The organism is Streptomyces marincola (assembly GCF_020410765.1).
GTDB lineage: Bacteria > Actinomycetota > Actinomycetes > Streptomycetales > Streptomycetaceae > Streptomyces > Streptomyces marincola.
Genome location: NZ_CP084541.1, coordinates 2,815,024 through 2,837,355, shown reverse-complemented (window position 1 = coordinate 2,837,355; position 22,332 = coordinate 2,815,024). Strand labels below are relative to the sequence as shown.

Here is a 22,332-nt window from a genome sequence, read left to right as displayed (position 1 = left end):
GGTGGGTCACACGCGAACGGCCCGACGCCAAACCCGGCGGGCGGCCACGGCGACGGACGAGGGAGACGAGGCGTGAGCGAGGGCCAGGACGACCGGGACCGCGCCGGGGTGTACGACATCCTGGACGAGCGGTTCCGCACGGGGCGCTGCACCCTGGGAGACCAGCGGCTCGAAACGCTGCACACGGGCTCGCGGTGGGCCGAAGGGCCCCTGTACGTGCCGGCCGGCCGCTACCTGCTGTGGAGCGACATCCCCAACGACCGGCTGCTGCGGTGGGACGAGACGACCGGCGCCGTCGGGGTGTTCCGCGGCCCCGCCGGATTCCCCAACGGCAACACCCTCGACGGCTCCGGCCGCCTCATCACGTGCGAACAGGGCAACCGGCGCGTCACCAGGACGGAGCACGACGGTTCCGTGACCGTCATCGCCGACCGGTTCGGCGGCAAACGCCTGAACAGCCCCAACGACGCCGCCGTGAAGTCCGACGGCTCCGTCTGGTTCTCCGACCCGGACTTCGGCATCGTCAGCGACTACGAGGGGCACCGCGCCGACAGCGAGATCGGCGCCTGCAACGTGTACCGCGCCGACCCGGTCAGCGGCGAGGTCACCCAGGTCGCCGACGGCTTCGACGGCCCCAACGGCGTCATCTTCTCCCACGACGAGCGCCGCCTGTTCGTCTCCGACAGCAGGGCCGGGCAGATCCGGGTCTTCGACGTGCGGGACGACGGCACGCTGTCCGACGGCACGGTGTTCGCCGCACGCGACGACGGCGGCTTCGACAACATCCGCCTCGACGACGCCGGCCGCCTGTGGGCCGCGGCGCTGGAGGACGGCATCCACTGCTACGACCCGGACGGAACGCTCATCGGCCGCATCCGGGTGCCGGAGACCGTGGCGAATATCCGCTTCGGCGGCCCGCGCCGCAACCGCCTCTTCATCGCCGCGAGCACCACGATCTACTCGCTGGTCATGAGCGTCACCGGCCAGCGCTCGCAAACGCGTTGACGCCCGTCAGCTCCGCCGGCAGCGCCCCCAGCCGCGCCGCCTGCCCAGGGTCGGCGGCGTGCGCCGCGACCCCGGGCACCGGCCCGCCGCCTTCCGGCGCCGGCCCGGCAGGCGGTGCGACCTCGCAGTCCTCGCGGTAGACGCCGCCAAGACCGGCGAGCAGGGGGGACGTGGCCGCCCACACCTGGGTGGCGGCGCCCTGCTCCGGCGTCTTGAACGACGGGTCGGCCGGGCGGCCCGCCTCGTCGATCCAGCCCGCGCCGACCATCTCCGCCGTCTCCAAGTGCCGTTGCAGGGGCGTCAGGACCGAGCCCGGGTGCGGCGAGAACGCCCGCACGCCGTCCTCCCGGCCCAACTCGTCCAGACGCGGGGCGAACAGCACGTTCGCCGTCTTCGCCTGCCCGTACGCCAGCCACTTGTCGTACCCGTCCGCGAACTGCACGTCCGCCCAGCGGATGCCGGTGAGCTGGTGTCCCGAGGAGGACACCATCACGACACGGGCGCCCCGCCGCACGAGCGCCGGCCGGAGCAGATTGACCAGGGCGGACTGACCGAGGTGGTTGATCGCGAACTGCGCCTCCCAGCCCGGCCCGACCCGGGTCTCCGGGCAGGCCATGACCCCCGCGCCCGCGACCACGATGTCGATCTCCCGGCCGGAGTCCACGACCTCCTGCGCGAAGGCCCGCACGCTGCCCTGATCCGCCAGGTCGGCCTCGCCCACATCCACGCCCTCGATGCCGGCGAGCACTTCCCTCGCGTTCTCCGGACGCCGCGCCGGAACGACGACGCTCGCTCCGGCCCGTGACAGCGCCCGCACTGTCTCCAGACCGATCCCCGAGTAGCCTCCGGTGACGACCGCCCGCCTGCCCGTGAGGTCGATGCCCCTCACCACCTCCTCGCTGTGCTCCGATATCCGAAATTCGAACCGACGGCCCGCTGCGGTGTCCGTGTCGCTGCCATGCCGGTGACGCCAGGTGCTGGAGCGCTCTCGACGTCAACCCGGCGGGCCCGCCCTCCGCCCGAGCGCTTCGCCACACCCGCCGCGCTGGCGTTGACGCCGACGTCAACGTCTACCGTCGTGGTCACCGCGCCCAGCGGAAACGGAGACGGCGGCGGAAGGAGCAGACATGCGCATCGGGGAACTCGCCGAGCGAGCCGGAACGACCACGCGCACCCTGCGGTACTACGAGTCCCGTGGTCTGCTCGCTGCTCATCGCGACGCCAACGGCCACCGCACCTACGGTGACGACGCGCTGCTTCAACTGCGCCAGATCCGTGCCCTCCAAGAGTTCGGTTTCGGCCTGGAGGAGACCAGGCCGTTCGTGGAATGCCTCCGCGCGGGCCACCCGACCGGCGACACCTGTCCGGCGTCCCTCGACGTCTACCGCGACAAGCTGGCCGAGCTCGACGCGTGCATCGCTCGCCTCCAGGAGGTCCGCGACGCGGTCCGGGCCCGCCTCGCCCTTGCCGAATCCGCCGCGCCGCCGCCGCGGTGCCAACTCGGCCCCGACCACCCCCTCTCGAAGGAGTGACCCGCCATGCCCCCGAGCCTCACCGCCCTTTCCCAGGTCACCGACGACACGTTCGCCGAAGAGGTACTCGCCTCACCGCTGCCGGTGCTCGTCGACTTCACCGCCGCCTGGTGCCCGCCCTGCCGCATGATCGCTCCCGTCCTGGCCGACATCGCCGCGGAACGGCCCGACAGCCTGAAGGTCGTCAGCATCGACGTGGACGCCAACCCCGGCACCACCGCCGCGTACGGCGTGCTGTCCATGCCCACCTTGATGCTGTTCAAGGCGGGCGAGCCGGTGAAGTCCCTGGTCGGTGCCCGCCCCAAGCACCGACTGCTTCAGGAACTCGCCGACGAACTCTGACCCGCGGCCCGCCAGGCGCTTCCGCGTGGCACCCGCCGGCCGCCTTCACTCCGGGGCCGGCTTCCCGGGCCGGCCCCGGACCGGCCCGGGACGGCGTCCAGCTCACTGCCTCCTTCCAGCTCACGGCCTCCTTTCGCGCCGCTTCCTCCTTCCTCACTGTCCCCCCTGTCCCGGGCGGTGGCCTGCGAGTCCCCACCGCCCCGCTGCGCCACCGCCCCGCGGATCGCCCCGACCGCGATGCCGCCCGCCCACCGCGACCGCCACCGACCGTGACAGCCGGGCGGACGGCCGTGGCACTGCCGAACACCCCCGCGGCCCGGCGGTAGCCTCCTCGGGCCCTCGGCCCCTCGGCCCCTCGCACCGTTCGCCTGCGCCGAGAGAAGGTCTCCCGGCCTCCCGGCCTCCAGGTCTCCCGGCCTCCCGGCCTCCAGGCCTCCCGGCCTCCCGGCCTCCAGGCCTCCCGGCCTCCCGGCCTCCAGGCCTCCCGGCCGTCCGGTGCCGGTCAGCGCCCGCAGTCGTCGGTGGCGCCCGGTGCGGGGGACGGCTGCTGCCCGGGCCCCGGCTCCTCCCCACGCAGCGCGAGCACCTCCGGCGGTGTCACCACGAACGGCCGCACCATCCCGTGGGCCTGGCACTCCAACGACTGGCAGTGATAGGCGAACCGCCCGTACGCCCCCGCGAACGCCCCCATCACCGAGACCAACTGCCCCGGCGCCACCCGGAAGACGTCCTTCCAGCCCACCTCGTGAGTGGCCACCGTGGAGTCCGTTCCCGGCTGGCCGCCGCAGACCACCGGTTCCCCGGCCCGGGTGCCGCCCAACTCCGGATCGAACCCCTCGACGCGGCACGGCCGGCGCTCCATCACCTGGAAGGCCGACAGATGTATGTGCACCGGGTGGACCGGCCCGCCGAGGTGCAGGAAGGTCCACAGCTCGTGCTCCCCGTGCATCACCGAGAACGCCGGAGCCTCTTCAAAGGCCCGGGACGTCCTGCGGTACGTCACCGTCCTCCCGTCCGCGTGCACCACCTGGATCACACCGTCCGACGGAACCGCGACCGAGTCCTCCGGCACCGCCGCCATCTCCCACATCTCCGGATGCTCGCCGCCCCCCGTGGTGCGGGGCGGAGTCAGTACGACCAACCGCTCCCGGTGCGGGGTGTCATGCGGCAGCCTGCGGAACGAGGACGATATGACCCCTGGCAGCACGAACGCGTCGTCCCCCGGCCCCCGCCCTATCCGGAACTCCATGACCTGAGGGAAGGGCACGTCGCCGGCCGCGTCCTCCAGGCCCGGTCGCACGTGGGGCCCGACGTTGACCAGGCGCAGCCGCCTGCCGCGCAGTGCCCGGAAGTCGATCAGCAGATCCAGCCGCTCGGCAGGCGCAACGGTCATCCGAGGCAGCGCACCGTCGAAGTCCACCGGGACCGGCCTCGGCAGGAGTCCGCCGTCCGAGCCGATCTGGGTGACCGCGCCGGTCACCGGCACCCCGTCCTCGTCGACCAGGACAAGATCGAAGATGCGGGCGTTCGACGCGTTCAGCAAGCGGAACCGGTACCACCGCGGCTCCACTTCGGCGTAAGGCCACAGCACACCGTTGACCAGGGTGAAGGGTCCGGTGAACGGCAGCGTGACCGACCTGCCCGTTCTCCGGTCGGCCCCTGGCGAACGTGGCACCTTGTACAGCAGCTCGCCGGTGGGCTGCCCCCGGCCGTCCACCTCGAAGTTGCGGTCGAGCAGCACCAGCGGGATCTCGTACCTGCCCCGGGGCAGGTGCAGCGCGTCCTCCTCCGCGTCCCGCACCAGGTACATCCCCACCAGCCCCGCGTACACGTTCCACCGGGCGACATGTGCGGCGTGATCGTGGTACCAGAGGGCCGCCGCCCGTTGTTCGTTCGGATACTCCGCGAGCTGCGTGTCGCCGCTCGCCACCGCGTTCTCCCACCAGCCGTCGCTCCCGCCGCCGGTGACCGCGCCGTGCAGGTGCGTCACCGACCAGGCCGGAAGGTCCGCCACCTCCCTGGTCTCGGCGAATCCCGGCCCGCGCCCGGCGACCGCGCCGCACGGCACCCCGTCGACGACCCGCGGGGCATGGCCCGCCGTGGCGGGATACGGGGTCCCGATCCCGTTCCGCCAGCCGACCCGGATGCGCTGACCGCGCCGCACATCGAACGTGGGCCCCGGGAAGTGCCCGTCGTAGGCCCACACATGTGTCGGCGCCATCTGTGAGTGCAGGCGCACCCAGGTGGCCCTCAGCTCGATCTCGATGTCCTCCCGCACCCCTGCGCCGCGCCCCGGGCGCAGGATGGGCGGGATGCGCAGCGGGTCGAGGTAGGGCGTCAGCCCCGCGACGGGCTCGGCCGCCTCGACCGCGGGCCCCGACCACCCGTCGACGACCCGCAGCCCGTCGTCCCGCGATGACTCCGTCCCGCCGCGGAGACCGGCGGCATCGCGCATGGCCTGGGCGGCCGGCCGGCCCCAGGCCTCCGGCTCGCCGGCGGTAGGGAGATGAATGACATCCGACATGGACCACACCCCCGTGGTGTCCCCCGTGCCGCCGACCCACTCAGCGGCATTCTCTACCCCCCTTGACCACACGCGGTGGCCGTCAGGTTGCCCACGGAGACGGTCGAACGTGAATTCACCCTTTCGAGGGGCCCCGGCGCCCGGGGGCCCTCAGGCGGAAGCGGTGGCCTCGTCGAACACGGCGGCGACCGCCTCGATCTCCACCAGCTGGTCGTCGTAGCCGAGCACGGTGACACCCATGAGCGTGCTGGGCACGTCGTGGCCGCCGAACGCGTCGCGCACGACCTCCCACGCCGTGACGAGGTCCGCCTGGGAGGACGAGGCGACGAGCACCCGGGTACTGACGACGTCATCGAGCGTCGCGCCGGCCTCGCCCAGAGCCGTCCGCAGATTCTCGACGGCCTTCGCCGCCTGCCCCGCGTAGTCCCCGACGGCCACGGTCGCACCGTCCTCGTCGAGCGGGCAGGCCCCGGCGGGGTATATCAGCCGCGCCCCCGCCGGAACCGTCGCCGCATAGGCGTACTCGGCGACATCGGACAGCGCGGCGGAACGGACAAGGGTGACGGCTCGGCTCATGGCGAACTTCCTCTCAAGGCGGCGGACGGCAGTGCCCGGAGACGCACGGGCGCCGTGATTCTGACCCGCCACCCCCCGCCGCCGCGCGGCATTTTCCTGTCCCCGAGCCGACGCCGTACTCTCCGCCCCGTTGCCGCGGACGGGCGCGGTCGTCAGCGGGCGCCGGTCTCAGTACACGCCGTCCCAGATGGCCCGTTCGGCGGGGTTGGGATCGCTGACGACGGCGGAGTGCGTGTCGAAGCGCATGACCGGTCGGCGCGTCAGATCGTAGCGGGGCCAGCCGGGGTCGCCGTGGGTGGCGAACCCGACCCACCTGGCGTGCATCGTCTCGGCGAGTCCTCGTGGCGGCTCGGTTCCGGTGAGCTGCTGGAACAGCGGCGAGTCGAGCAGGTCGAAGACGAACGGAACCTCAAGGAAGTGGCAGGCGCCGAGGAGCCCGTCGTACAACGGAGACCGCCAGGCGAACTCGTAGAAGAACGTGGGCGCCGGAGCGTTCGCCCGGGCCTCGGCCAGCCGGTAGGCCGGAACGCGGTACCACCAGTCGCGCTGGAGCAGGGCCAGCAGGTCGCCCGGGGAGGCGTCGCGGTTCGCGGCCCGGTAGGCGCGCACGGCGTCCTCGACGGGCAGCCCGTAGAGCTCCATGGCGGTGACCAGGTCGCCGTGGCCGATCGCGTCGAGCCCTCCGAACGGCACCAACGACAGCCGGCCCTCTTCGGCGTTGGTGCCGACCAGCACGTCGATGTCACCGCCGACGCCGGACCGGATCAGATCGATCGGCGGCGCCGGCAGGTCCGCCTCCCCGGCAACAGGTTGCCAGGCGGTCACCCGGGCCCCCGGCTCGCCGTTCCACCGCCTGGGGTCGGGGCGGCGAGCCAGTCGGGCCATCACCGCGCTCTGGGCGTCGAGGACTCGTTCACGGGGAACGGCCGCGATCGAGTCCCGCTCGGGTGGAACCCCGAGTTCCGCCGCCAGGAGCCGCCCGACGAACTGAGCCGTCTCGGGAGTCTGCACCAGGTTCCCGGCTCCGCTTTGCAGGATGGCCCTGCCGAACAGCCCCCGCGCGGCCGGCATGGCGAGAAGGGCGCCGATGAACATGGCACCGGACGACTCGCCGAAAAGGGTCACAGCGTCCGGGTCGCCGCCGAAGGCCGCGATGTTCTCCCGTACCCACTCCAGGGCGGCGAGCTGATCGAGCAACCCCAGGTTGGCGACGCCGTCCCCCAGGTCGAGGAATCCCTCGGCGCCCAGCCGGTAGTTGACGCTCACGAAGACGACGCCGTCCCGGGCGAAGCGGCTTCCGTCGTAGGGAACGCTGCACCCGCCGTCGGTTCCCCCGCCGTGGATCCAGACCATGACGGGCTGCCGTGCCGCCCCCAGGTCGCGGGACCAGACGTTGAGATTGAGGTACTCGTCGCCCGGGACGGCCGGATAGAAGCCCGTGAGGCTGTCGGGAACGGGGAACGCCGGCTGCGGCGCGGTGGGACCGAAGCGGACGGCGTCGCGCACTCCGGCCCACGGGGCGGCGGGCCGTGGTGGGCGCAGCCGGTCCGGCCCTACCGGCGGTCTCGCGTACGGGATGCCTTTGAACGCCTGGACGCCGTTCTCAAGGACACCGCGCACGGCGCCTCCGCGCGTCATGACCACGGGACCGTTCTCCACGGACATCAGCTCGCCTTCGACTCGGGGCGGCGCCGCCGAGCCAGGCCGACGGCGACGGGCACTCTTACACCGTAAGTTTCTCGTTTCCTCGCATCATACGTACGGCGTAAGATGCGGCGGCCGAAAGGATGGTTGACGTGTGTGCTCGTCGTTCTCCTGGCCAGCGCGCCGGACTGAGCCGCCAGGCGGCACTGGAAACCGCCCTGGCACTGGTCGATCGGGAGGGCTTGAAGGCGTTGTCCATGCGCCGCCTCGGTAGCGAGCTCGGGGTGGAGGCCATGACGCTGTACCACTACGTCTCCGGCAAGGACGCCCTGCTCGACGGCTTGGTCGAACAGGTCGTCGCCGCCGTCGCGCCCCCACGGCTCGACGCCTCGTGGCAAACAGGGTTGCGCGACTTCGCGCACGCGCTTCTGGACGCGCTGAGCGCCCACCCGCACGTACTCCCGCTGGTGGTCTCCCGGCCGGCCCTCACCGCGCAGAACGTGCGACTGAGGGAGAGCACGCTGAGGTCGTTGCGGGAGGCGGGATTCCCGGCGCACAGGGCGCTGGACGTGCTGTACTCCATAACCAGTTTCGTCGTGGGGCATGCCGCGACAACGGCGGCTCACGACGCCTCGGGGACGGATGCCTCCCCCGACCTCGACGCCGCCCAGTCCTTGGAGCTTGCCGAAGCGATCCGCACCGGGCCCGGCGTCGGTGCCGGCAGGCGTTTCGACTTCGCCCTTGAGGCCATGCTCTCCGGATTCGAGGCGGCCCGTATCAGCAAGCAGTGACCGCTCACCGGCAGCTGACGGCACCCTCAAGACCACGAGCTTGTCAGCCGTCCCTCTCGGCGCCCACCCGAAACCCGCGCTCGGCCTGTGCGCGACGGCCCCTCGGCTCGAACGCGCCATCCGCACGCCCGCAAGCGGCCCCGCCCATCGTGCGCAACCCGCGGAAACGCCGAGAACCCGCCCGATCAATTCGATCGGACGGGATCCCGTCTGCCGTTCCACCTGGTCCTGGGCACGGATTGTGCTGTGGACCTGAGGGAATTTGAACCCCTGACCCCCTCGTTGCGAACTACGGGCACGACGGTTGCTGAGGTCTGCTGGGCTGGTCAGCTAGCCACATGGGGCTGATGGCGGCCGACTGCGGTCGCGCCGGTTGCTGTACTCCGCTCTGTACCGCAACCGAGCTGCGCCGGGCACCGGCCGGCGGCGCCTGTTGTCCGAGAGGGCTGGCCATCGGCTCCCTCCAACACGCTTTCCAAGTCTGTTGACCACCCATGACGACCGTCCAGACGCGTTCACCTGCGTCCATGCCAGGACGAGCACGCGGCCGCACGCTGCTGCGCACAGCCACGAACCCCCTCGTAGCCTCTGAATGAGACGGAAACTGAGACGGACCGGGGGGCGCGACGCGTGGGGCCGGTCGCTCACTCAGGCTGACGGGCAGATCGCGCGCCCGCTGCCGGGCGACTTCCCTATGGATCGGAGCTAATGGAAGGCGCTGTGCAACCGATAGGAGTTACAGACTTGCCAGTTAACGAGTAGCAAAGTTTGCCATATCGAGCAAGTCATAGATCCACGATTCAAACAATCTAATCCCACCTGCAGCCGGTGAATCCAAGAGCTCCAGCACGTTGGATGCCCCATGAGCAATCATCAGAGAGTCTATCCTCTTGGCCGCATTCCTCCCGCGATGTGCAATATAATTTCGCACGGCCTGCACTTCTTGTGGCGGCGAAGCATTGGCCTGCACTCCAGCTGATGGCGATACCGTGCTGTGAATACTAGAAACACCAATGGCCGCCGCGATAGTCGCCCGATTTGGGACATTCAATAAATCGGCAGCATCAATAGTGGCAGCTGGAACGAACCAGTTAGGCTCACCGTGAGATTTGGAAGATATCGACGACAGATTAGAGCCAAGAAACCGAAGTGCCTGAGTCTGATTGCGCCCCACGGCAGGAGAGAGGATGCGTCCAGAACGGGTTTCGAACTGATGAAAGGCGCTCCGAAGTACAAGGCTTCTGCAGAACCTGTTCCAGGCGTCATGTAATGCGATTACGGCACCCTCGCGCGTGATCCGCTGGGCCCCGAACCCAATATGATGCCGATCCCCTCGCGGCGGCAAAGTGAAGGAATCTAAGATCTCCATGCACTCTACGCGGAAATCAGAGTACGGCTTTGAAAGCCCCAGCACTAATGCTCCATACCGTCTTCAGTTAGAGCCTCGCAGAAAACCCTGAACCGCTCCCTTCGGCTAGCAATGCGCTGAGTCGAGGACTTGGAAGTCGTGTAGAAGCGCTCGAATTCTCTGGGCGGCTCCTCAGATTTTAGGATCTCATTCAGGTACGTCAGATTCGCCGTGAACCGCTCGATACTCTCGCTGAAGCCGTCAGGGCGTACAGGCATGTGCTCATCGCCGATATCACCGCTGGGAATTCCAAACTCGGCGTAGGCGAGGGCCGCGAAGATCATAAGTGCTTGCGGGCGTTTAACGATCGGTTCATTCGCGAGACTGGGCACAACGTGGTCGAACATCACGTCGAGAATTCGATCGACGCGCTGCTCAACCTTCGCTTGCTCGGGGAAGCCCGCCTTCTTTCGCTCGTAGAGGCGGTTGATCTTATCTTCGCCGCCATCGGTGACGCCTTGCAGTAGAACGCTGTACATCTCTGCCATCAGCGAATAGCCGATCATTCTGACCTGGTCTCGCTTGCCCAAGATCCCTAGGTCCCAGAGATCAGTCCACTTACGGGACTGCTCCTGTACAGAGAAGCTGAACTCCGTGTCGTACTTAGCATTGCGCAGCTCAGCCGCGTTCACCGGAACGGCGTAACTGTTGATCCGAGCAAAAACTTCAAGCACGTCGGAGTCAGTTGCGTTGATCAATTGCTCAGCCGTGATTTTGTACGCAAGAAACTTATCTTGAAGTTCGCCCGGCAGGCTACTGTAAGCGGCCCCGCGATAGTTTTTCGATCGAATCCCAAGCTTAAACTTACCAGCGGCGAAATCTATGATGGTACGAAGGCGCTGCTGGCCATCGACGACTTCCCGAAAGATTCGATGCGAAGTGCGATCGATATGCGTACGCATTAACACCTTGGGGACTGGGTATCCGTGCAAGATGGTGTCAATGAGATACGTGCGAGCAGTAGTTGTCCAGACTGGCCCTCGTTGAAAATTGGGATTTAGGACCAGCTCCTTTTCATTGTTCCATTTAATGAAGTCCGCAATTGGGTAGTGCTCAGGGCTAGACTGATCCATGAACTTCCTCGCCAGTGATTCTCTGGGTGATCGGCGAAGAGATCATATCGCTGGAGACGGCCCGTGTCCGGCCTTCTAGGGAAGTCGTCAAACCTTCACTTGCATCTGCCCAACCGCGCAAGTCGGTGGAGCGGGTTTGGGCGGTGTCCTGTTGGGGTTGGGGTCGGGCATGGTCAGAGGGCCGTACGCTGGCCGGCGACTTGGGCAGGCTGGTCCTGCCCGCGGTTGTGCCCGAGTGGCCCTCTGGCCTTGCTCGACGCGGGTCCCGAGCCCGGCAGGTGCGTAAAGCCGCGGAGCCGACCCCTAGCCACGACGGCGCCCGGTGACAGCAACCTTCTACGGCCTGCCTGTTGGTGCGCGGCCGGCGGGCCTGGGCCGGAGCGGGGCGGAGACAGGAGCGGCGGCCCGGGGGCCGCCGCTGCCGCGCGCGCCGCGCTACGCGCGGCGCCTTGAAGTCGTAGAGAAGGTTGTTACTCGTTGCGGCGTCTGGGGTGTGGTGGTTGGTGCTGTTGACGGTGGGCTTCGATGGCGTAGGTGGCTGCTTCGGCTTGGTGGATGGCGAGTTGGAGTCGGAGGCGGGGGAGCTGAGCGTGGAGCACTCGTTGCAACGCATCCAGCGCCGCCTGGTGCACGACGAGACCAAGACCGAGGCGTCCATGGCCGTGCTGCCGCTGCCGGACATCTGCGTGGCCGCGCTGAGGCTCCGGCGGGAGGCGCAGGTTGCCGCGCGGAAGGCCGTCGGGGAGTTGTGGACGGACAACGGGTTCGTGTTCACCACCCGGTGCGGGACTCCGGTGGAGCCGAGGAACTTCAACCGGCAGTTCGCCGCGCGGGCCGACAAGGCGGGGGTGCGCCGCATCCGGCTGCACGACACCCGGCACACCTGCGGATCGCTCCTGGCGGCCCTGGACGTGCACCCGCGCATCGCCATGCAGATCCTCCGGCACAGCAAGATCGCGGTCACCATGGAGGTGTACACGCACGTCCCGTCCGAGGCCACGCGCAAGGCACTGCGGAAGCTCGGCAAGCACCTCGGCGCCGCAGCGTCGCCCCCGTAGGCCGTTGCTGTACTTCGCTGCATGCACACACGCGAGAGCCCCCGCCGATCGAGATCGGCGGGGGCTCCCGTCTGCCGTTCCACCTGGTCCTGGGAACGGGTCTTGCTGTGGACCTGAGGGGATTTGAACCCCTGACCCCCTCGTTGCGAACGAGATGCGCTACCAGGCTGCGCTACAGGCCCGCGTTCGGGAGAAACTGTAACACCCCGCGGGGGGTGAGCCGAAATCCGTTCTCCGGGTCACTCGCCCGCCGCGCGGCGGTGCGGTTCGTCGGCGTACTGGTCGAAGAGCGGTGTGCGCTGCGGCGCCTTGACGTCGGCCGCCGGTTGCGCGGGCCGGGGGGGCGCGGCGGGCGCCGCGGGCGTGCCCGCCGTGGTGGAGCGGGCCGCGCTCCAGGTGTCGGGGCCGTCGAGGTCCACGCCCCGTGTGGTGCGCGGGGCGACGGGGGCGTTCACGTAGGTCGGCAGGGGCACGGGGGCGGGGTCCCAGCCCTCCTGGTCGTCGTCCGGGCGCCGGGCGCGGCGGCGCTGCTGGTCGACCCACTCGGCGTGGTCGGTCTGCTCCACGACGGCCGCGGCCGGCTTCTCGGGAACGGCCGCCCTGCTGCGCTGCGTGCGTTCCCGCAGGCGCTTGGCGGCCTCCTCGGCCCGGCGGCGGTCGAGGGCGACGGCGTAGCGGCGCCGTTCCTGCCGGCGCACGTGCACGACGTAGGCGGTGAGCAGCACGGCGGGAATGGCCGGAAGCCACAGGTACCCGGAGCCGGCGGTGAGGGCGAAGATTCCGCCCAGAGTGAACGCGAGCAGCAGGACCATGGTGGTCCTGCGCCTGCGGGCGAGCACTTTGGCGCGCGAGTTCGGGGTGCTGGTCGGTTTCGGCTGCTTGACGGGTTCGGCGAAGGACCGGACGTCGGCGGAGACGTCCGGCGGTGCCGCCTCGGCCGGCTCGTCGTCCGCCGGGGCCGCCGGCGCGCGTCTTCCGCGCGTCAGCAGCCTGATGGCGGTGCTGAAGCGCTCCGTCGGCCGGGCCTCGTTCAGCTCGTCCTGCCTGCGGAGCCACATCGGCACGAGGTAGGCGGCCCAGGCCCCCACGATCATTGCGAAGATGAGGCCACTGCTGCTCACGCTCACACCGTAGAGGGGTTCGCGTGGGTCCATCCGCCAAATAGCCCGGTGTGTCGCACGATCAGGCCGTCATCCCGGGTATTTCTTCGTACCGCCGGACGTATTCGAATATGTGTTTTATTTTTGGGTCGTGCTGTCCCGCCGCCACCGGGCCAGCAGGCCCTGCGGCACCTCCTCGACCGTGAGCGCGAAGACCAGGTGGTCGCGCCAGGCGCCGTCGATATGGAGATAGCGGGGGCGCACGCCCTCCTCGCGGAAACCCAGTTTTTCCACCACGCGCCGGCTCGGGCCGTTCTCCGGGCGGATGCAGATCTCCACCCGGTGCAGGCCGAGGGAGCGGAAGCAGTGGTCGGTCGCCAGGGCGACGGCCGTCGGCACGATGCCCCGGCCGGCCAGTGAGCGGTCGATCCAGTAGCCGATGTGCGCGGAGCACATGGACCCCCAGGTGATGCCGGCGACCGTCAACTGCCCGGCCAGGCGCCCCTGGTGGACGATGACGAACGGCAGCATGCGCCCCGCCTGCGCCTCCGCCCGCAGGTGCCTGACCATCTGCCGGAACGTCGGCCTGCGGGCCGGCAGGTGGCCGGGCGGCGGAGGCGGGACGGTGGCCTCCCAGGGGCGCAGCCAGTCGCGGTTGCGCTGGTTCACCTCGCGCCAGGCGCGGTGGTCGCGCTGCCGGATGGGCCTGAGGCCCACGTCGCCGTCCGCCAGTTCAACGGACCACGGATGCGCGCTCACGGCCGGTGATCGCCGCCGTTCAGCTGGTCGACGGCGTGCCGCAGGAGCGGGCGCAGCACGGCGAGCCCGTCCTTGACGCCGCCGGATGACCCGGGGAGGTTGATCACGAGTGTGCGGCCCGCGACGCCGGCGAGCCCGCGGGAGAGCGCGGCCGTCGGCACCTTCGCCAGGCCGGCGGCGCGAATGGCCTCCGGGATGCCGGAGATCTCGTAGTCCAGGACCCTGCGGGTCATCTCCGGGGTGCGGTCGGTGGGGGAGATGCCGGTGCCTCCCGTGGTGAGGACGGCGTCGTAGCCGGCGGCCACGGCGGCGCGCAGCGCGGTCTCGACCGGCTCGCCGTCGGGAACGACCTGCGGGCCGTCGGCGGCGAAGCCCAACTCGTCGAGGGCGGCGACGATCAGCGGCCCCGTGGTGTCGGCGTACACGCCGGCGGCGGCGCGGTTGGAGGCGGTGAGCGCGAGGGCCCGGTACCGCCCGGTGCCCGCGGTCATCCGGCGCGGCTCCAGTCACCCGAGGCGCCGCCGGTTTTCTCCTCGACCCGGATGTCGGTGACGACGGCGGCCTTGTCGACGGCCTTGACCATGTCGACGACGGTCAGCGCGGCGATGGAGACGGCGGTCAGCGCCTCCATCTCCACGCCGGTGCGGTCGGTGGTGCGGACGGTGGCGGAGATCTCCACGGCCTCGTCGGTGACGGCGAGCCGCACGTCGACGCCCGACAGGGCCAGCGGGTGGCACAGGGGAATCAGGTCGGGGGTGCGTTTGGCGCCCATGATGCCGGCGATCCGCGCGGTGGCCAGCGCGTCCCCCTTCGGCATGCCCTCGCCGCGCAGCAGTTCGACGACCCGCGGCGCGACGAGCACCCGGCCGGTGGCCGTGGCGGCGCGGGCGGTGATGTCCTTGCCCGACACGTCGACCATCCGGGCGGCCCCGGACGCGTCGAGGTGCGTGAGGTGCGGGGTGCTCATGGGCAGCTACGGTACCGCTCGCTCAGCGCAGCAGCACCACCGTCAGCTCGGCGCCGGGCGCGACCTCCGTCACCGTTTCCGGGATTTCGATCAGGGCGTCGGCCCGGGCCAGCGCGGCGACGAGGTGGGAGCCGGCGCCGCCGACGGGGCGGACCGTTCCGCGCCCGGCGTCGTGGCTGCCGCGCAGGTACTGCCTGCGGCCCGCGGGGGAGGCCACGGGTCCTTCGCCGTCGAGGCGGGCGGTGGTGCGCGGCCGGTGCAGCGCGTCCGCCGTGCGGCCGGCCATGGCGCGCAGCGCGGGCCGCACGAACAGCTCGAACGAGACGTAGGCGCTCACCGGGTTGCCCGGCAGGGCGAACAGCGGTGTGCGCGCGGGGCCGATGAGGCCGAAGCCCTGCGGCTTGCCGGGTTGCATGGCGAGCCTGCGGAACTCGGCCCGGCCGTCGAGTGCCTCCTTGACCACGTCGTAGGCGCCGACGCTGACGCCCCCGCTGGTGACGATCAGGTCGGCGCGGCCGAGCTGGTCGTCCAGCGTGGCGCGCAGGGTCTCCGGCTCGTCGGCGACGGCGCTGGCGCGGTAGGCGACGGCGCCCGCGTCGCGGGCCGCCGCGGTGAGCATGAAGCCGTTGGAGTCGTGGATGCGGCCGGGGGCGAGCGGCCGGCCCGGCGCGGTGAGTTCGCTGCCCGTGGACAGGACGACGACGCGCGGGCGGGGGCGGACGGGCACGGTGGCCCGGCCTATCGCGGCGAGCAGGCCGATCTGGGGGGCGCCGAGCACGGTGCCGGCGGCGAGCGCGACGGTGCCTGGCGCCGCGTCGCTGCCGCGGGGCCGGATGTGCGCCCCGGCCGCGGCCGGCCGGTGCACACGGACCTCGGGCCCGTGGTCGCGGCCGGTCATGGCGTCGGCGGGGCCCGCGCCCGTTCCCCCGTCGGTCCACTCGACGGGGACGACGGCCTGGGCGCCGGGCGGCACGGGCGCGCCCGTCATGATGCGGGCGGCCTCGCCGGGCCCGACGGCCGGCGGCCGGCCGCTGCCCGCGGCGATGTCGCCGATGACGCGCAGCACCGCGGGGTACTCCTCGGTGGCCGTCTCGACGTCGGCGACGCGCACCGCGTAGCCGTCCATGGAGCTGTTGTCGAACGGCGGCAGCGGTGCGGTGACCGGAACGTCCTCGACGAGGACGCAGCCGTCGGCGTCGAGGAGGGGGAGCTCGATGGGAGCGAGCGGGCGGACGGCGCCGAGGACGTCGTCGAGGTGCTCGTCCACGGACCAGAGATCAGTCAATCTGGGGCATCTCCTCGCGGACGTAGGAGCGCAGCCAGCTGCGGAACTCGGGGCCGAGATCGGGGCGTTCGCAGGCGAGGCGCACGATGGACCGCAGGTAGTCGCCGCGGTCGCCGGTGTCGTAGCGGCGGCCCTTGAACACCACGCCGTAGACGGGCCCCGCGGCCTCGGGCTCGCGCGCCATGGTCTGGAGTGCGTCGGTCAGCTGGATCTCGCCGCCGCGGCCGGGCGGGGTCCGGTCGAGCACGGCGAAGACGCCGGGGTCGAGCACGTAGCGGCCGATGATGGCCAGGTTGCTCGGCGCGTCGGCGGGGTCGGGCTTCTCGACCAGGCCCGTGACGCGCATCACGCCGTCCGCGACGGGGTCGACGGACGCCGCGCCGTAGAGGTGGATCTGCTCCGGGTCGACCTCCATCAGGGCGATGACGCTGCCGCCGTGCTCGGCCTGGGCCTCGATCATCCGGGTGAGCAGGGGGTCGCGGGGGTCGATCAGGTCGTCACCGAGGAGCACCGCGAACGGCTGGTCGCCGACGTGCGGCTCGGCGCACTGGACGGCGTGCCCCAGGCCCTTGGGGTCGCCCTGGCGGACGTAGTGGATGGTGGCGAGCGCGGTGGACTGCTGGACGCGGGAGAGCCGTTCCGAGTCGCCCTTGCGGCGCAGCGCGTCCTCCAGCTCGTAGTTGCGGTCGAAATGGTCCTCGACCGGTCGCTTGTTCCGGCCGGTGATCATGAGTACGTCGGTGAGTCCGGCGGCGGTCGCCTCCTCCACCACATACTGGATCGCGGGCTGGTCGACGACCGGCAGCATTTCCTTGGGCGTGGCCTTCGTCGCGGGCAGAAATCGTGTGCCGAGCCCGGCGGCGGGAATGACAGCCTTGCTGATCCGGGGGCGTGGTGACGTCATGTCGGTCACTTTATCCATCCGGTGAGCGGGCACCGAGCACTGCCGAAGTGCGTCGTGTTAAGGGAGGAAACGATTGGCGAGACGTGAAAGAGGTGAACGATGGGCGTGGACGGGTTGACGGCACGTAAACGCGAGGTGCGGCGCGACCTGCTCGCCGTGCGGGCCGCCATGTCGGACGACGAGGTGGAGGAGGCGGCCGGGGCGCTGGCCGACCGCGCGCTCGACCTGCCGGGGCTGGCCGCCGCGGACACGGTCGCCGCGTACGTGTCGGTGGGGCGCGAGCCCGGCACCGGCCGGCTGCTCGACGTGCTCGCGGAACGCGGGGTGCGGGTGCTGCTGCCGGTGCTGCTGCCGGACGACGACCTGGACTGGGCGCGGTACGAGGGCGCGGACCGGCTGGTGGAGTCGGAACGCGGCGGCCGGGCGCGGCTGCGCGAGCCGGGGGGCGTGCGCCTGGGGCGCGACGCGGTGGTGGACGCCGGTGTGGTGCTGCTGCCCGGCCTCGCGGTGGACCGGCGCGGCGTGCGGATGGGCCGGGGCGGAGGCAGCTACGACCGGGTGCTCGCCCGGCTGTCGGCGGCCGGCTCCGAGCCCGACCTGGTGGTGCTCGTGTACGGGCACGAGGTCGTCGACGAGCTGCCGAGGGAGCCGCACGACCGGCCTGTGCACGCCGCCGTCACGCCGGAGGGCGTGCACAGGTTCCGCGCCCCCGGGCGTACCCCGGGGGCGTGAGCGGGCGTCAGGAGGCGTTCGCGGGCGTGAGGGTCAGGGTGTTCTCCGCCCGCTCCTCCACCGCCTCGCGGCTGAACGCCCACGGCAGGTACTCGCCCCTGGCCCACAGGTCGGTCTGGTCGGTGTAGTTGCCGTGGTAGGCGTGTCCCGACGCGCCCGTGAGGTTGATCCACAGGGAGTCGTCGAAGTTGTCGAGACTCACGACCATCCGCATGGACGGCACCCAGGTGATGTCGTAGCCGCCGGCCGCGTTCCAGCCGCTGGCGTCGACGGCGTCGGTGCCGCCGGCGATGTTCCACGGGCCGCGGTTGAGCATCCACTGCACGGGGCCAGGACCCTCGGTGCCCAGGGTCTGGTTGTTCAGCATCAGCCGGTGCAGCCGGCCCCAGCTCCAGGTGTCGATGTCCTTGCCCAGCTCGGCGGTCAGTTCCCAGCGGGCGTCGCGCATGGCGCGGGCCAGCAGGTCGTCACGGTGCTCGACGGCCTGCTCGGTGTCCGTCTCCGGCACGGTCCACCAGGGGTTCTCCGGGTCATCGAGGAGGCCCCTGACCACCTCGAACCACCGGTCGCCGCCGTCGGGCTGCGCGGTCTCGGGGGAACGTTCGCCGCACTCGGTGATCATCCGGTCGCCGCCGTCGAGGTTCTCCAGCGGCTGCGACTCGTCGGCCGGCGGGACGCTCAGGCACTGGCCCTCGACGCGCAGTTCCTTGGGCAGCTTGTTGCCGAACGCCAGCTGGAGGACGTTGCGCCACACCGCGTTGTAGTAGGCGGCGGCCGGGGAGTCGGCGTCCTGGGTGTAGTCCCACCCTTCGAGGAGCGCCTGCGCCTCGCGCACGTAGGGGTCGGAGATGTCGATGCGCAGCAGGTGGGGGACGAGCAGCTTGGCCATCTCGTTGCTGTTGTCGAGCTGGATGTCCTGCATGTCGCCGGTCGAGATCTTGCCTCCGTCCTCGATCGTGCCGCGGATGAGGTCCTCGATGCGCTGGCTGCGGGTGCCGTAGCTCCAGTCGTCGGTCAGCCGGTAGCCGTAGTCGTCGCCGACGACGGCCTGGTTGGCCGTGACGATGTAGCCGCGTTCGGGGTTGAACTCCCAGGGCAGCTCGTCCTGCGGGATGTACTCATCGGCCCAGTCGTAGGCGGAGTCCCAGCCGGGCGAGGGGTAACGGCCGTCCCCCTCGCCGCGGATCGGGATGAGGCCGGGGGCCTGGTAGCCGATGTTGCCCTCGGTGTCCGCGTAGATCAGGTTCTGCGAGGGCACGGCGAAGTCCTCGGCGGCGGCGCGGAACTCCTCCCAGCCGGACGCGGCGTTGAGCGAGAAGACGGCGTCCATCGTGCGGGACGGTTCGAGCGCGGTCCAGCTGAGGGAGACGGCGTAGCCCTCGCCGCGGTCGGGCGCGGCCGAGTCGACCGGGGCGCTGTCGCCGACGTCGGCGTACTCCTCACCGCGGTCGGAGATGATCGGGCCGTTGCCGGTGGAGCGGACCGTGATCTCGCGGGGCTCGCCGCCCGCCACGTTGATTGTTTCGCTGCGGGTCTCGTACGGGATCTGCTCGCCGTCACGCAGGTAGTTGCCGTCGTTGAGCTTTTCCAGCCGCAGATCGGTCACGTCCGCGCCGAGGTTGGTCAGGCCCCACGCGATGTCCTGGTTGTGGCCGATGACGACGCCCGGCATTCCGGCGAACGTGAACCCGGAAACGGCGAACGGGCACTCGGCCGACACCTCCGAGCAGTGCAGCCCCATCTGGTACCACACGCCGGGCAGGGACGGCGCCAGGTGCGGGTCGTTGGCCAGCAGCGGGAGGCCGGTGGTGGTGTAGTCGCCGTGGACGACCCACGAGTTGGACCCGATGCCGCTGCCGTTCGTGCCGAGCAGCGCGGGCACGGTGTCCAGGCTGTCGGCCACCGAGGACAGCTGCGCGGACGCGCCGCCGAGCGCCTCCTCGGCGTCCGCGGGCAGGCCGACACCGGTGAACCCGTCGTCGGCCACGCCGTCGTCGGCCACCCCGTCCCCCGGCAGCGTCCCGTCGAGGGACGTGCCCTCGCCCGCGGCGCTCCCGCCCTCCGCGTCCGTCTCCTGGACGATCGGGTTGTTCCGGTCGTACGGGTACTCCGGGTACAGCTCCTCGATCTCCTCCGGGCTCAGCCGGGTGGCCAGCAGCGAACGGTCGATCTCCTCCTGCATGTTGCCGCGCAGGTCCCAGGCCATCGCCTTCAGCCAGGCCACGGAGTCGACGGGCTCCCACTCCTCCGGCTCGTAGTCGTTGACGAAACCGAGCGCCGCGTACTCGACGGAGATCTCCTCGCCGCTGTTCTCGGCCAGGTAGGCGTTGACGCCGTCCGCGTATGCCTGGAGATACGCCTTGGTCTCCTCGGAGAGGAGCTCGTCGTACTCCCGCTGCGCGACGTCGTGCCAGCCGAGCGTCCGCAGGAACGCGTCCGTCTCGACCTGCTCCTCCCCGAACATCTCGGAGAGCCGTCCCGCCGTCATGTGGCGCCGGACGTCCATTTCCCAGAAACGGTCCTGCGCGTGCACATACCCCTGGGCGCGGAACAGGTCCTCCGCCGAGTCGGCGTACAGCTGGGGAATTCCGTTCCCGTCCCGGGAGACGGTCACGGGCGCGGACAGGCCGTCGATCGCGATCTCGCCCGAGACCTGCGGGAAGGAGGCCCGCACGGTGCTGACGCTCCAGTAGGCGCCGTAGCCGAGCGCGGCCACGAGCAGCATTACGAGAGCGATCACGGTCAGACGACCGCGTCGCCTGGGCTTCTTGGCGGGCATCTCTGTCCTTCACAGGGCAGCTGAGCGGTAGGAGGCAACCATAGACATACGGCCACTGAGGTGAGCCTACGGGGAGTCACAGCCCCCGGGCGCCGCGTTCATATGCTGGTAAATTCGCCGCAAAGGCCGTGAACTGCCGACCCGGTACGCTGCCTCCGCCCCCGGGAGGAAGGACCGCCGCTGACTGTCGACCGCCTCAACGAGCTGATGTTCGCCGGCGCCCTCGTGCTGCTCGTGGCGGTCGCCGCCGTCCGGCTCACGTCGCGCAGCGGCCTGCCGTCGCTCCTGCTCTACCTCGCCATCGGCATGCTGCTCGGACGGGACGGGCTCGGCATCGAGTTCAGCGACGCGGAGCTGGCCCAGGTGCTCGGCTACGCGGCGCTCGTGGTCATCCTCGCCGAGGGCGGCCTCAGCACCCGCTGGCACGACATCCGCCCCGCCGTGCCGGCCGCCGCCGCGCTCGCCACCGCGGGCGTCGCGGTCAGCGTCGCCGTCACCGCCGCGGCGGCCCACTACCTGGCCGGATTCCCCTGGGAAGCGGCCCTCGTGATGGGCGCCGTGGTGTCCTCGACCGACGCCGCCGCCGTGTTCTCCGTGCTGCGCCGCGTCCCGCTGCCGCGCCGGCTGACCGGCGTGCTCGAAGCCGAGTCCGGCTTCAACGACGCACCCGTGATCATCCTCGTCGTCGCCTTCTCCACGACCCACGACCCCGCGGGGCACTGGTACGTCCTGCTCGGCGAAATGGTGCTCGAACTGGCCGTCGGGCTCGCCGCGGGCCTCGCCGTCGGCCGGGCCGGGGCCCTGGCCCTCCGGCACGTCGCGCTGCCGGCCTCCGGCCTCTACCCCATCGCCGTGCTGGCGCTGACCGTCGTGGCGTACGCCGGGGGCGCGCTGCTGCACGGCAGCGGCTTCCTCGCCGTCTACATCGCCGCGTTGCTGCTCGGCAACTCCCGGCTCCCGCACCGGCCGGCGACCCGCGGGTTCGCCGACGCGGTGGCGTGGGTCGCGCAGATCGGCCTCTTCGTGCTGCTCGGCATGCTCGTCGACCCGGACGCGCTGGGGGACGACATCGGGCCCGCGCTCATCGTGGGCGGCGCGCTGACGCTACTCGCCAGGCCGCTGTCGGTCGTGGTCGCGCTGCTGCCGTTCCGGCGGCCCTGGCGCGAACAGGCCATGCTCTCCTGGGCCGGGCTGCGCGGCGCCGTGCCGATCGTGCTCGCCACGATCCCGGTCGTCGGCGGCGTCGAGGACAGCGAACGCATCTTCTCCGTCGTCTTCGTCCTTGTCACCGTCTACACGCTCGTGCAGGGGCCCACGCTGCCCTGGGTCGCGCGGCGGCTCGGCCTCGCGGGCTCGGGGGAGGCGGTGGACGTCGACATCGAGTCCGCGCCGCTCGACCGGCTCCGCGGCCACCTGCTGTCCGTGACGATCCCGGGTGCGTCGCGGATGAACGGCGTGGAGGTCCGCGAGCTGCGGCTGCCCGTCCAGGCCGCGGTCACCCTGGTGGTGCGCGACGGCAGCAGCTTCGTGCCGCAGCCGGAGACGGTGCTCAGGCACGGGGACGAACTGCTCGTCGTGGCCACGGACGAGGTGCGGGACGCGGTGGAACGGCGGCTGCTCGCCGTCGGCCGCGGCGGCAAGCTCGCCGGCTGGCTCGGCACGGGCGGCAGCACGGGGGTGCGCAGGCGGGCGGAGTGAGACCGGGAGGCTCAGGGGGGCGCCGGTCGGGCCGGCGGTCGGGGTGGCCGCGCGGGGCGGCGGTCGGGTGGGGCGGGTGGCCGCGCGGGGCCGGCGGGGCGGCCGGTGTTCACCGGCAGTGGACTTCCGGGGGCGGAATGTTGCACGATGGAGCG

19 protein-coding genes, 1 tRNA gene and 1 pseudogene are annotated in these 22,332 nt (G+C 71.0%); 7 read left to right on the top strand and 14 right to left on the bottom strand.

Going from position 1 to position 22,332, the window contains the following annotated elements; translation table 11 throughout:
* Positions 1-72: 72 nt before the first annotated feature.
* Entirely contained in the window at positions 73-1,005 is a 933-nt protein-coding gene (locus LC193_RS12035) for an SMP-30/gluconolactonase/LRE family protein (RefSeq protein ID WP_086160031.1), read from the top strand.
* Here the strand turns inward: LC193_RS12035 and LC193_RS12030 are convergent.
* Positions 977-1,965, bottom strand: a pseudogene (locus tag LC193_RS12030) (oxidoreductase). The gene LC193_RS12035 and the pseudogene LC193_RS12030 sit on opposite strands and share 29 nt — an antisense overlap.
* A gap of 167 nt (positions 1,966-2,132) precedes the next feature.
* On the opposite strand from LC193_RS12030, the gene LC193_RS12025 reads away from it, so the two are divergent.
* Both LC193_RS12025 and trxA read left to right on the top strand, forming a co-directional pair.
* Positions 2,133-2,537 (top strand): MerR family transcriptional regulator, encoded by a 405-nt coding sequence (locus LC193_RS12025; RefSeq protein WP_226073941.1) that lies wholly within the window; start codon positions 2,133-2,135, stop codon positions 2,535-2,537.
* 6 nt (positions 2,538-2,543) lie between these two features.
* Positions 2,544-2,879, top strand: coding sequence for a thioredoxin (gene trxA, locus LC193_RS12020; protein ID WP_226073939.1), 336 nt, complete (start codon positions 2,544-2,546; stop codon positions 2,877-2,879).
* A gap of 502 nt (positions 2,880-3,381) precedes the next feature.
* Here the strand turns inward: trxA and LC193_RS12015 are convergent.
* The 3 genes from LC193_RS12015 to LC193_RS12005 all read right to left on the bottom strand — a co-directional run bounded on the left by LC193_RS12015 (position 3,382) and on the right by LC193_RS12005 (position 7,644).
* Entirely contained in the window at positions 3,382-5,403 is a 2,022-nt protein-coding gene (locus LC193_RS12015; protein WP_226073937.1) for a multicopper oxidase family protein, read from the bottom strand.
* Positions 5,404-5,553: 150 nt separating this feature from the next.
* A complete protein-coding gene (locus LC193_RS12010; RefSeq protein ID WP_226073935.1) occupies positions 5,554-5,979 on the bottom strand; it encodes a RidA family protein in 426 nt (141 codons plus the stop codon).
* Positions 5,980-6,147: 168 nt separating this feature from the next.
* Entirely contained in the window at positions 6,148-7,644 is a 1,497-nt protein-coding gene (locus LC193_RS12005; protein WP_226073933.1) for a carboxylesterase/lipase family protein, read from the bottom strand.
* A gap of 236 nt (positions 7,645-7,880) precedes the next feature.
* On the opposite strand from LC193_RS12005, the gene LC193_RS12000 reads away from it, so the two are divergent.
* Complete coding sequence (locus LC193_RS12000) at positions 7,881-8,414, top strand: TetR/AcrR family transcriptional regulator C-terminal domain-containing protein (protein ID WP_404819396.1); 534 nt, start codon at positions 7,881-7,883, stop codon at positions 8,412-8,414.
* Between the two features lie 751 nt (positions 8,415-9,165).
* Here LC193_RS12000 and LC193_RS11995 read toward each other — a convergent pair.
* Both LC193_RS11995 and LC193_RS11990 read right to left on the bottom strand, forming a co-directional pair.
* On the bottom strand, positions 9,166-9,588 hold the full coding sequence (locus LC193_RS11995) for a hypothetical protein (protein WP_226073929.1): 423 nt from the start codon (positions 9,586-9,588) through the stop codon (positions 9,166-9,168).
* 239 nt (positions 9,589-9,827) lie between these two features.
* A complete protein-coding gene (locus LC193_RS11990; RefSeq protein ID WP_226073928.1) occupies positions 9,828-10,895 on the bottom strand; it encodes a DUF262 domain-containing protein in 1,068 nt (355 codons plus the stop codon).
* A 551-nt stretch (positions 10,896-11,446) separates the two neighbouring features.
* On the opposite strand from LC193_RS11990, the gene LC193_RS11985 reads away from it, so the two are divergent.
* Positions 11,447-11,953 carry a tyrosine-type recombinase/integrase gene (locus LC193_RS11985; RefSeq protein ID WP_226073927.1) on the top strand — a complete coding sequence of 169 codons (507 nt, stop codon included), beginning with the start codon at positions 11,447-11,449 and terminating at the stop codon, positions 11,951-11,953.
* A gap of 108 nt (positions 11,954-12,061) precedes the next feature.
* On the opposite strand, the gene LC193_RS11980 is transcribed toward LC193_RS11985, so the two are convergent.
* The 7 genes from LC193_RS11980 to galU form a co-directional block, all read right to left on the bottom strand.
* Positions 12,062-12,135: transfer RNA gene (locus LC193_RS11980), tRNA-Ala, on the bottom strand.
* Between the two features lie 57 nt (positions 12,136-12,192).
* Positions 12,193-13,074: a divisome protein SepX/GlpR gene (gene sepX / locus LC193_RS11975; RefSeq protein WP_226073926.1), complete on the bottom strand. Its 882-nt coding sequence runs from the start codon at positions 13,072-13,074 to the stop codon at positions 12,193-12,195.
* Positions 13,075-13,191: 117 nt separating this feature from the next.
* Positions 13,192-13,812, bottom strand: coding sequence for a GNAT family N-acetyltransferase (locus LC193_RS11970; RefSeq protein ID WP_226073925.1), 621 nt, complete (start codon positions 13,810-13,812; stop codon positions 13,192-13,194).
* Complete coding sequence (locus tag LC193_RS11965; protein WP_226073924.1) at positions 13,809-14,303, bottom strand: MogA/MoaB family molybdenum cofactor biosynthesis protein; 495 nt, start codon at positions 14,301-14,303, stop codon at positions 13,809-13,811. Before LC193_RS11965 ends, LC193_RS11970 begins: the two co-directional genes overlap by 4 nt.
* Positions 14,300-14,779 (bottom strand): cyclic pyranopterin monophosphate synthase MoaC, encoded by a 480-nt coding sequence (moaC, locus tag LC193_RS11960; RefSeq protein WP_226073923.1) that lies wholly within the window; start codon positions 14,777-14,779, stop codon positions 14,300-14,302. Before moaC ends, LC193_RS11965 begins: the two co-directional genes overlap by 4 nt.
* Before the next feature lie 22 nt (positions 14,780-14,801).
* On the bottom strand, positions 14,802-16,064 hold the full coding sequence (glp, locus tag LC193_RS11955) for a molybdotransferase-like divisome protein Glp (RefSeq protein ID WP_226073922.1): 1,263 nt from the start codon (positions 16,062-16,064) through the stop codon (positions 14,802-14,804).
* Positions 16,057-16,968 carry a UTP--glucose-1-phosphate uridylyltransferase GalU gene (gene galU, locus LC193_RS11950; RefSeq protein ID WP_086162262.1) on the bottom strand — a complete coding sequence of 304 codons (912 nt, stop codon included), beginning with the start codon at positions 16,966-16,968 and terminating at the stop codon, positions 16,057-16,059. The genes glp and galU overlap by 8 nt, the downstream gene beginning before the upstream one ends.
* 105 nt (positions 16,969-17,073) lie before the next feature.
* On the opposite strand from galU, the gene LC193_RS11945 reads away from it, so the two are divergent.
* Positions 17,074-17,700, top strand: a complete 627-nt coding sequence (locus LC193_RS11945) for a 5-formyltetrahydrofolate cyclo-ligase (protein ID WP_226073921.1) — start codon at positions 17,074-17,076, stop codon at positions 17,698-17,700.
* Between the two features lie 7 nt (positions 17,701-17,707).
* Here LC193_RS11945 and LC193_RS11940 read toward each other — a convergent pair whose 3' ends face one another.
* Entirely contained in the window at positions 17,708-20,479 is a 2,772-nt protein-coding gene (locus LC193_RS11940; protein ID WP_226073919.1) for a penicillin acylase family protein, read from the bottom strand.
* 180 nt (positions 20,480-20,659) lie between these two features.
* Here LC193_RS11940 and LC193_RS11935 point away from each other — a divergent pair, with 180 nt between their 5' ends.
* A complete protein-coding gene (locus LC193_RS11935) occupies positions 20,660-22,177 on the top strand; it encodes a potassium/proton antiporter (RefSeq protein WP_264086297.1) in 1,518 nt (505 codons plus the stop codon).
* Positions 22,178-22,332: the final 155 nt, after the last annotated feature.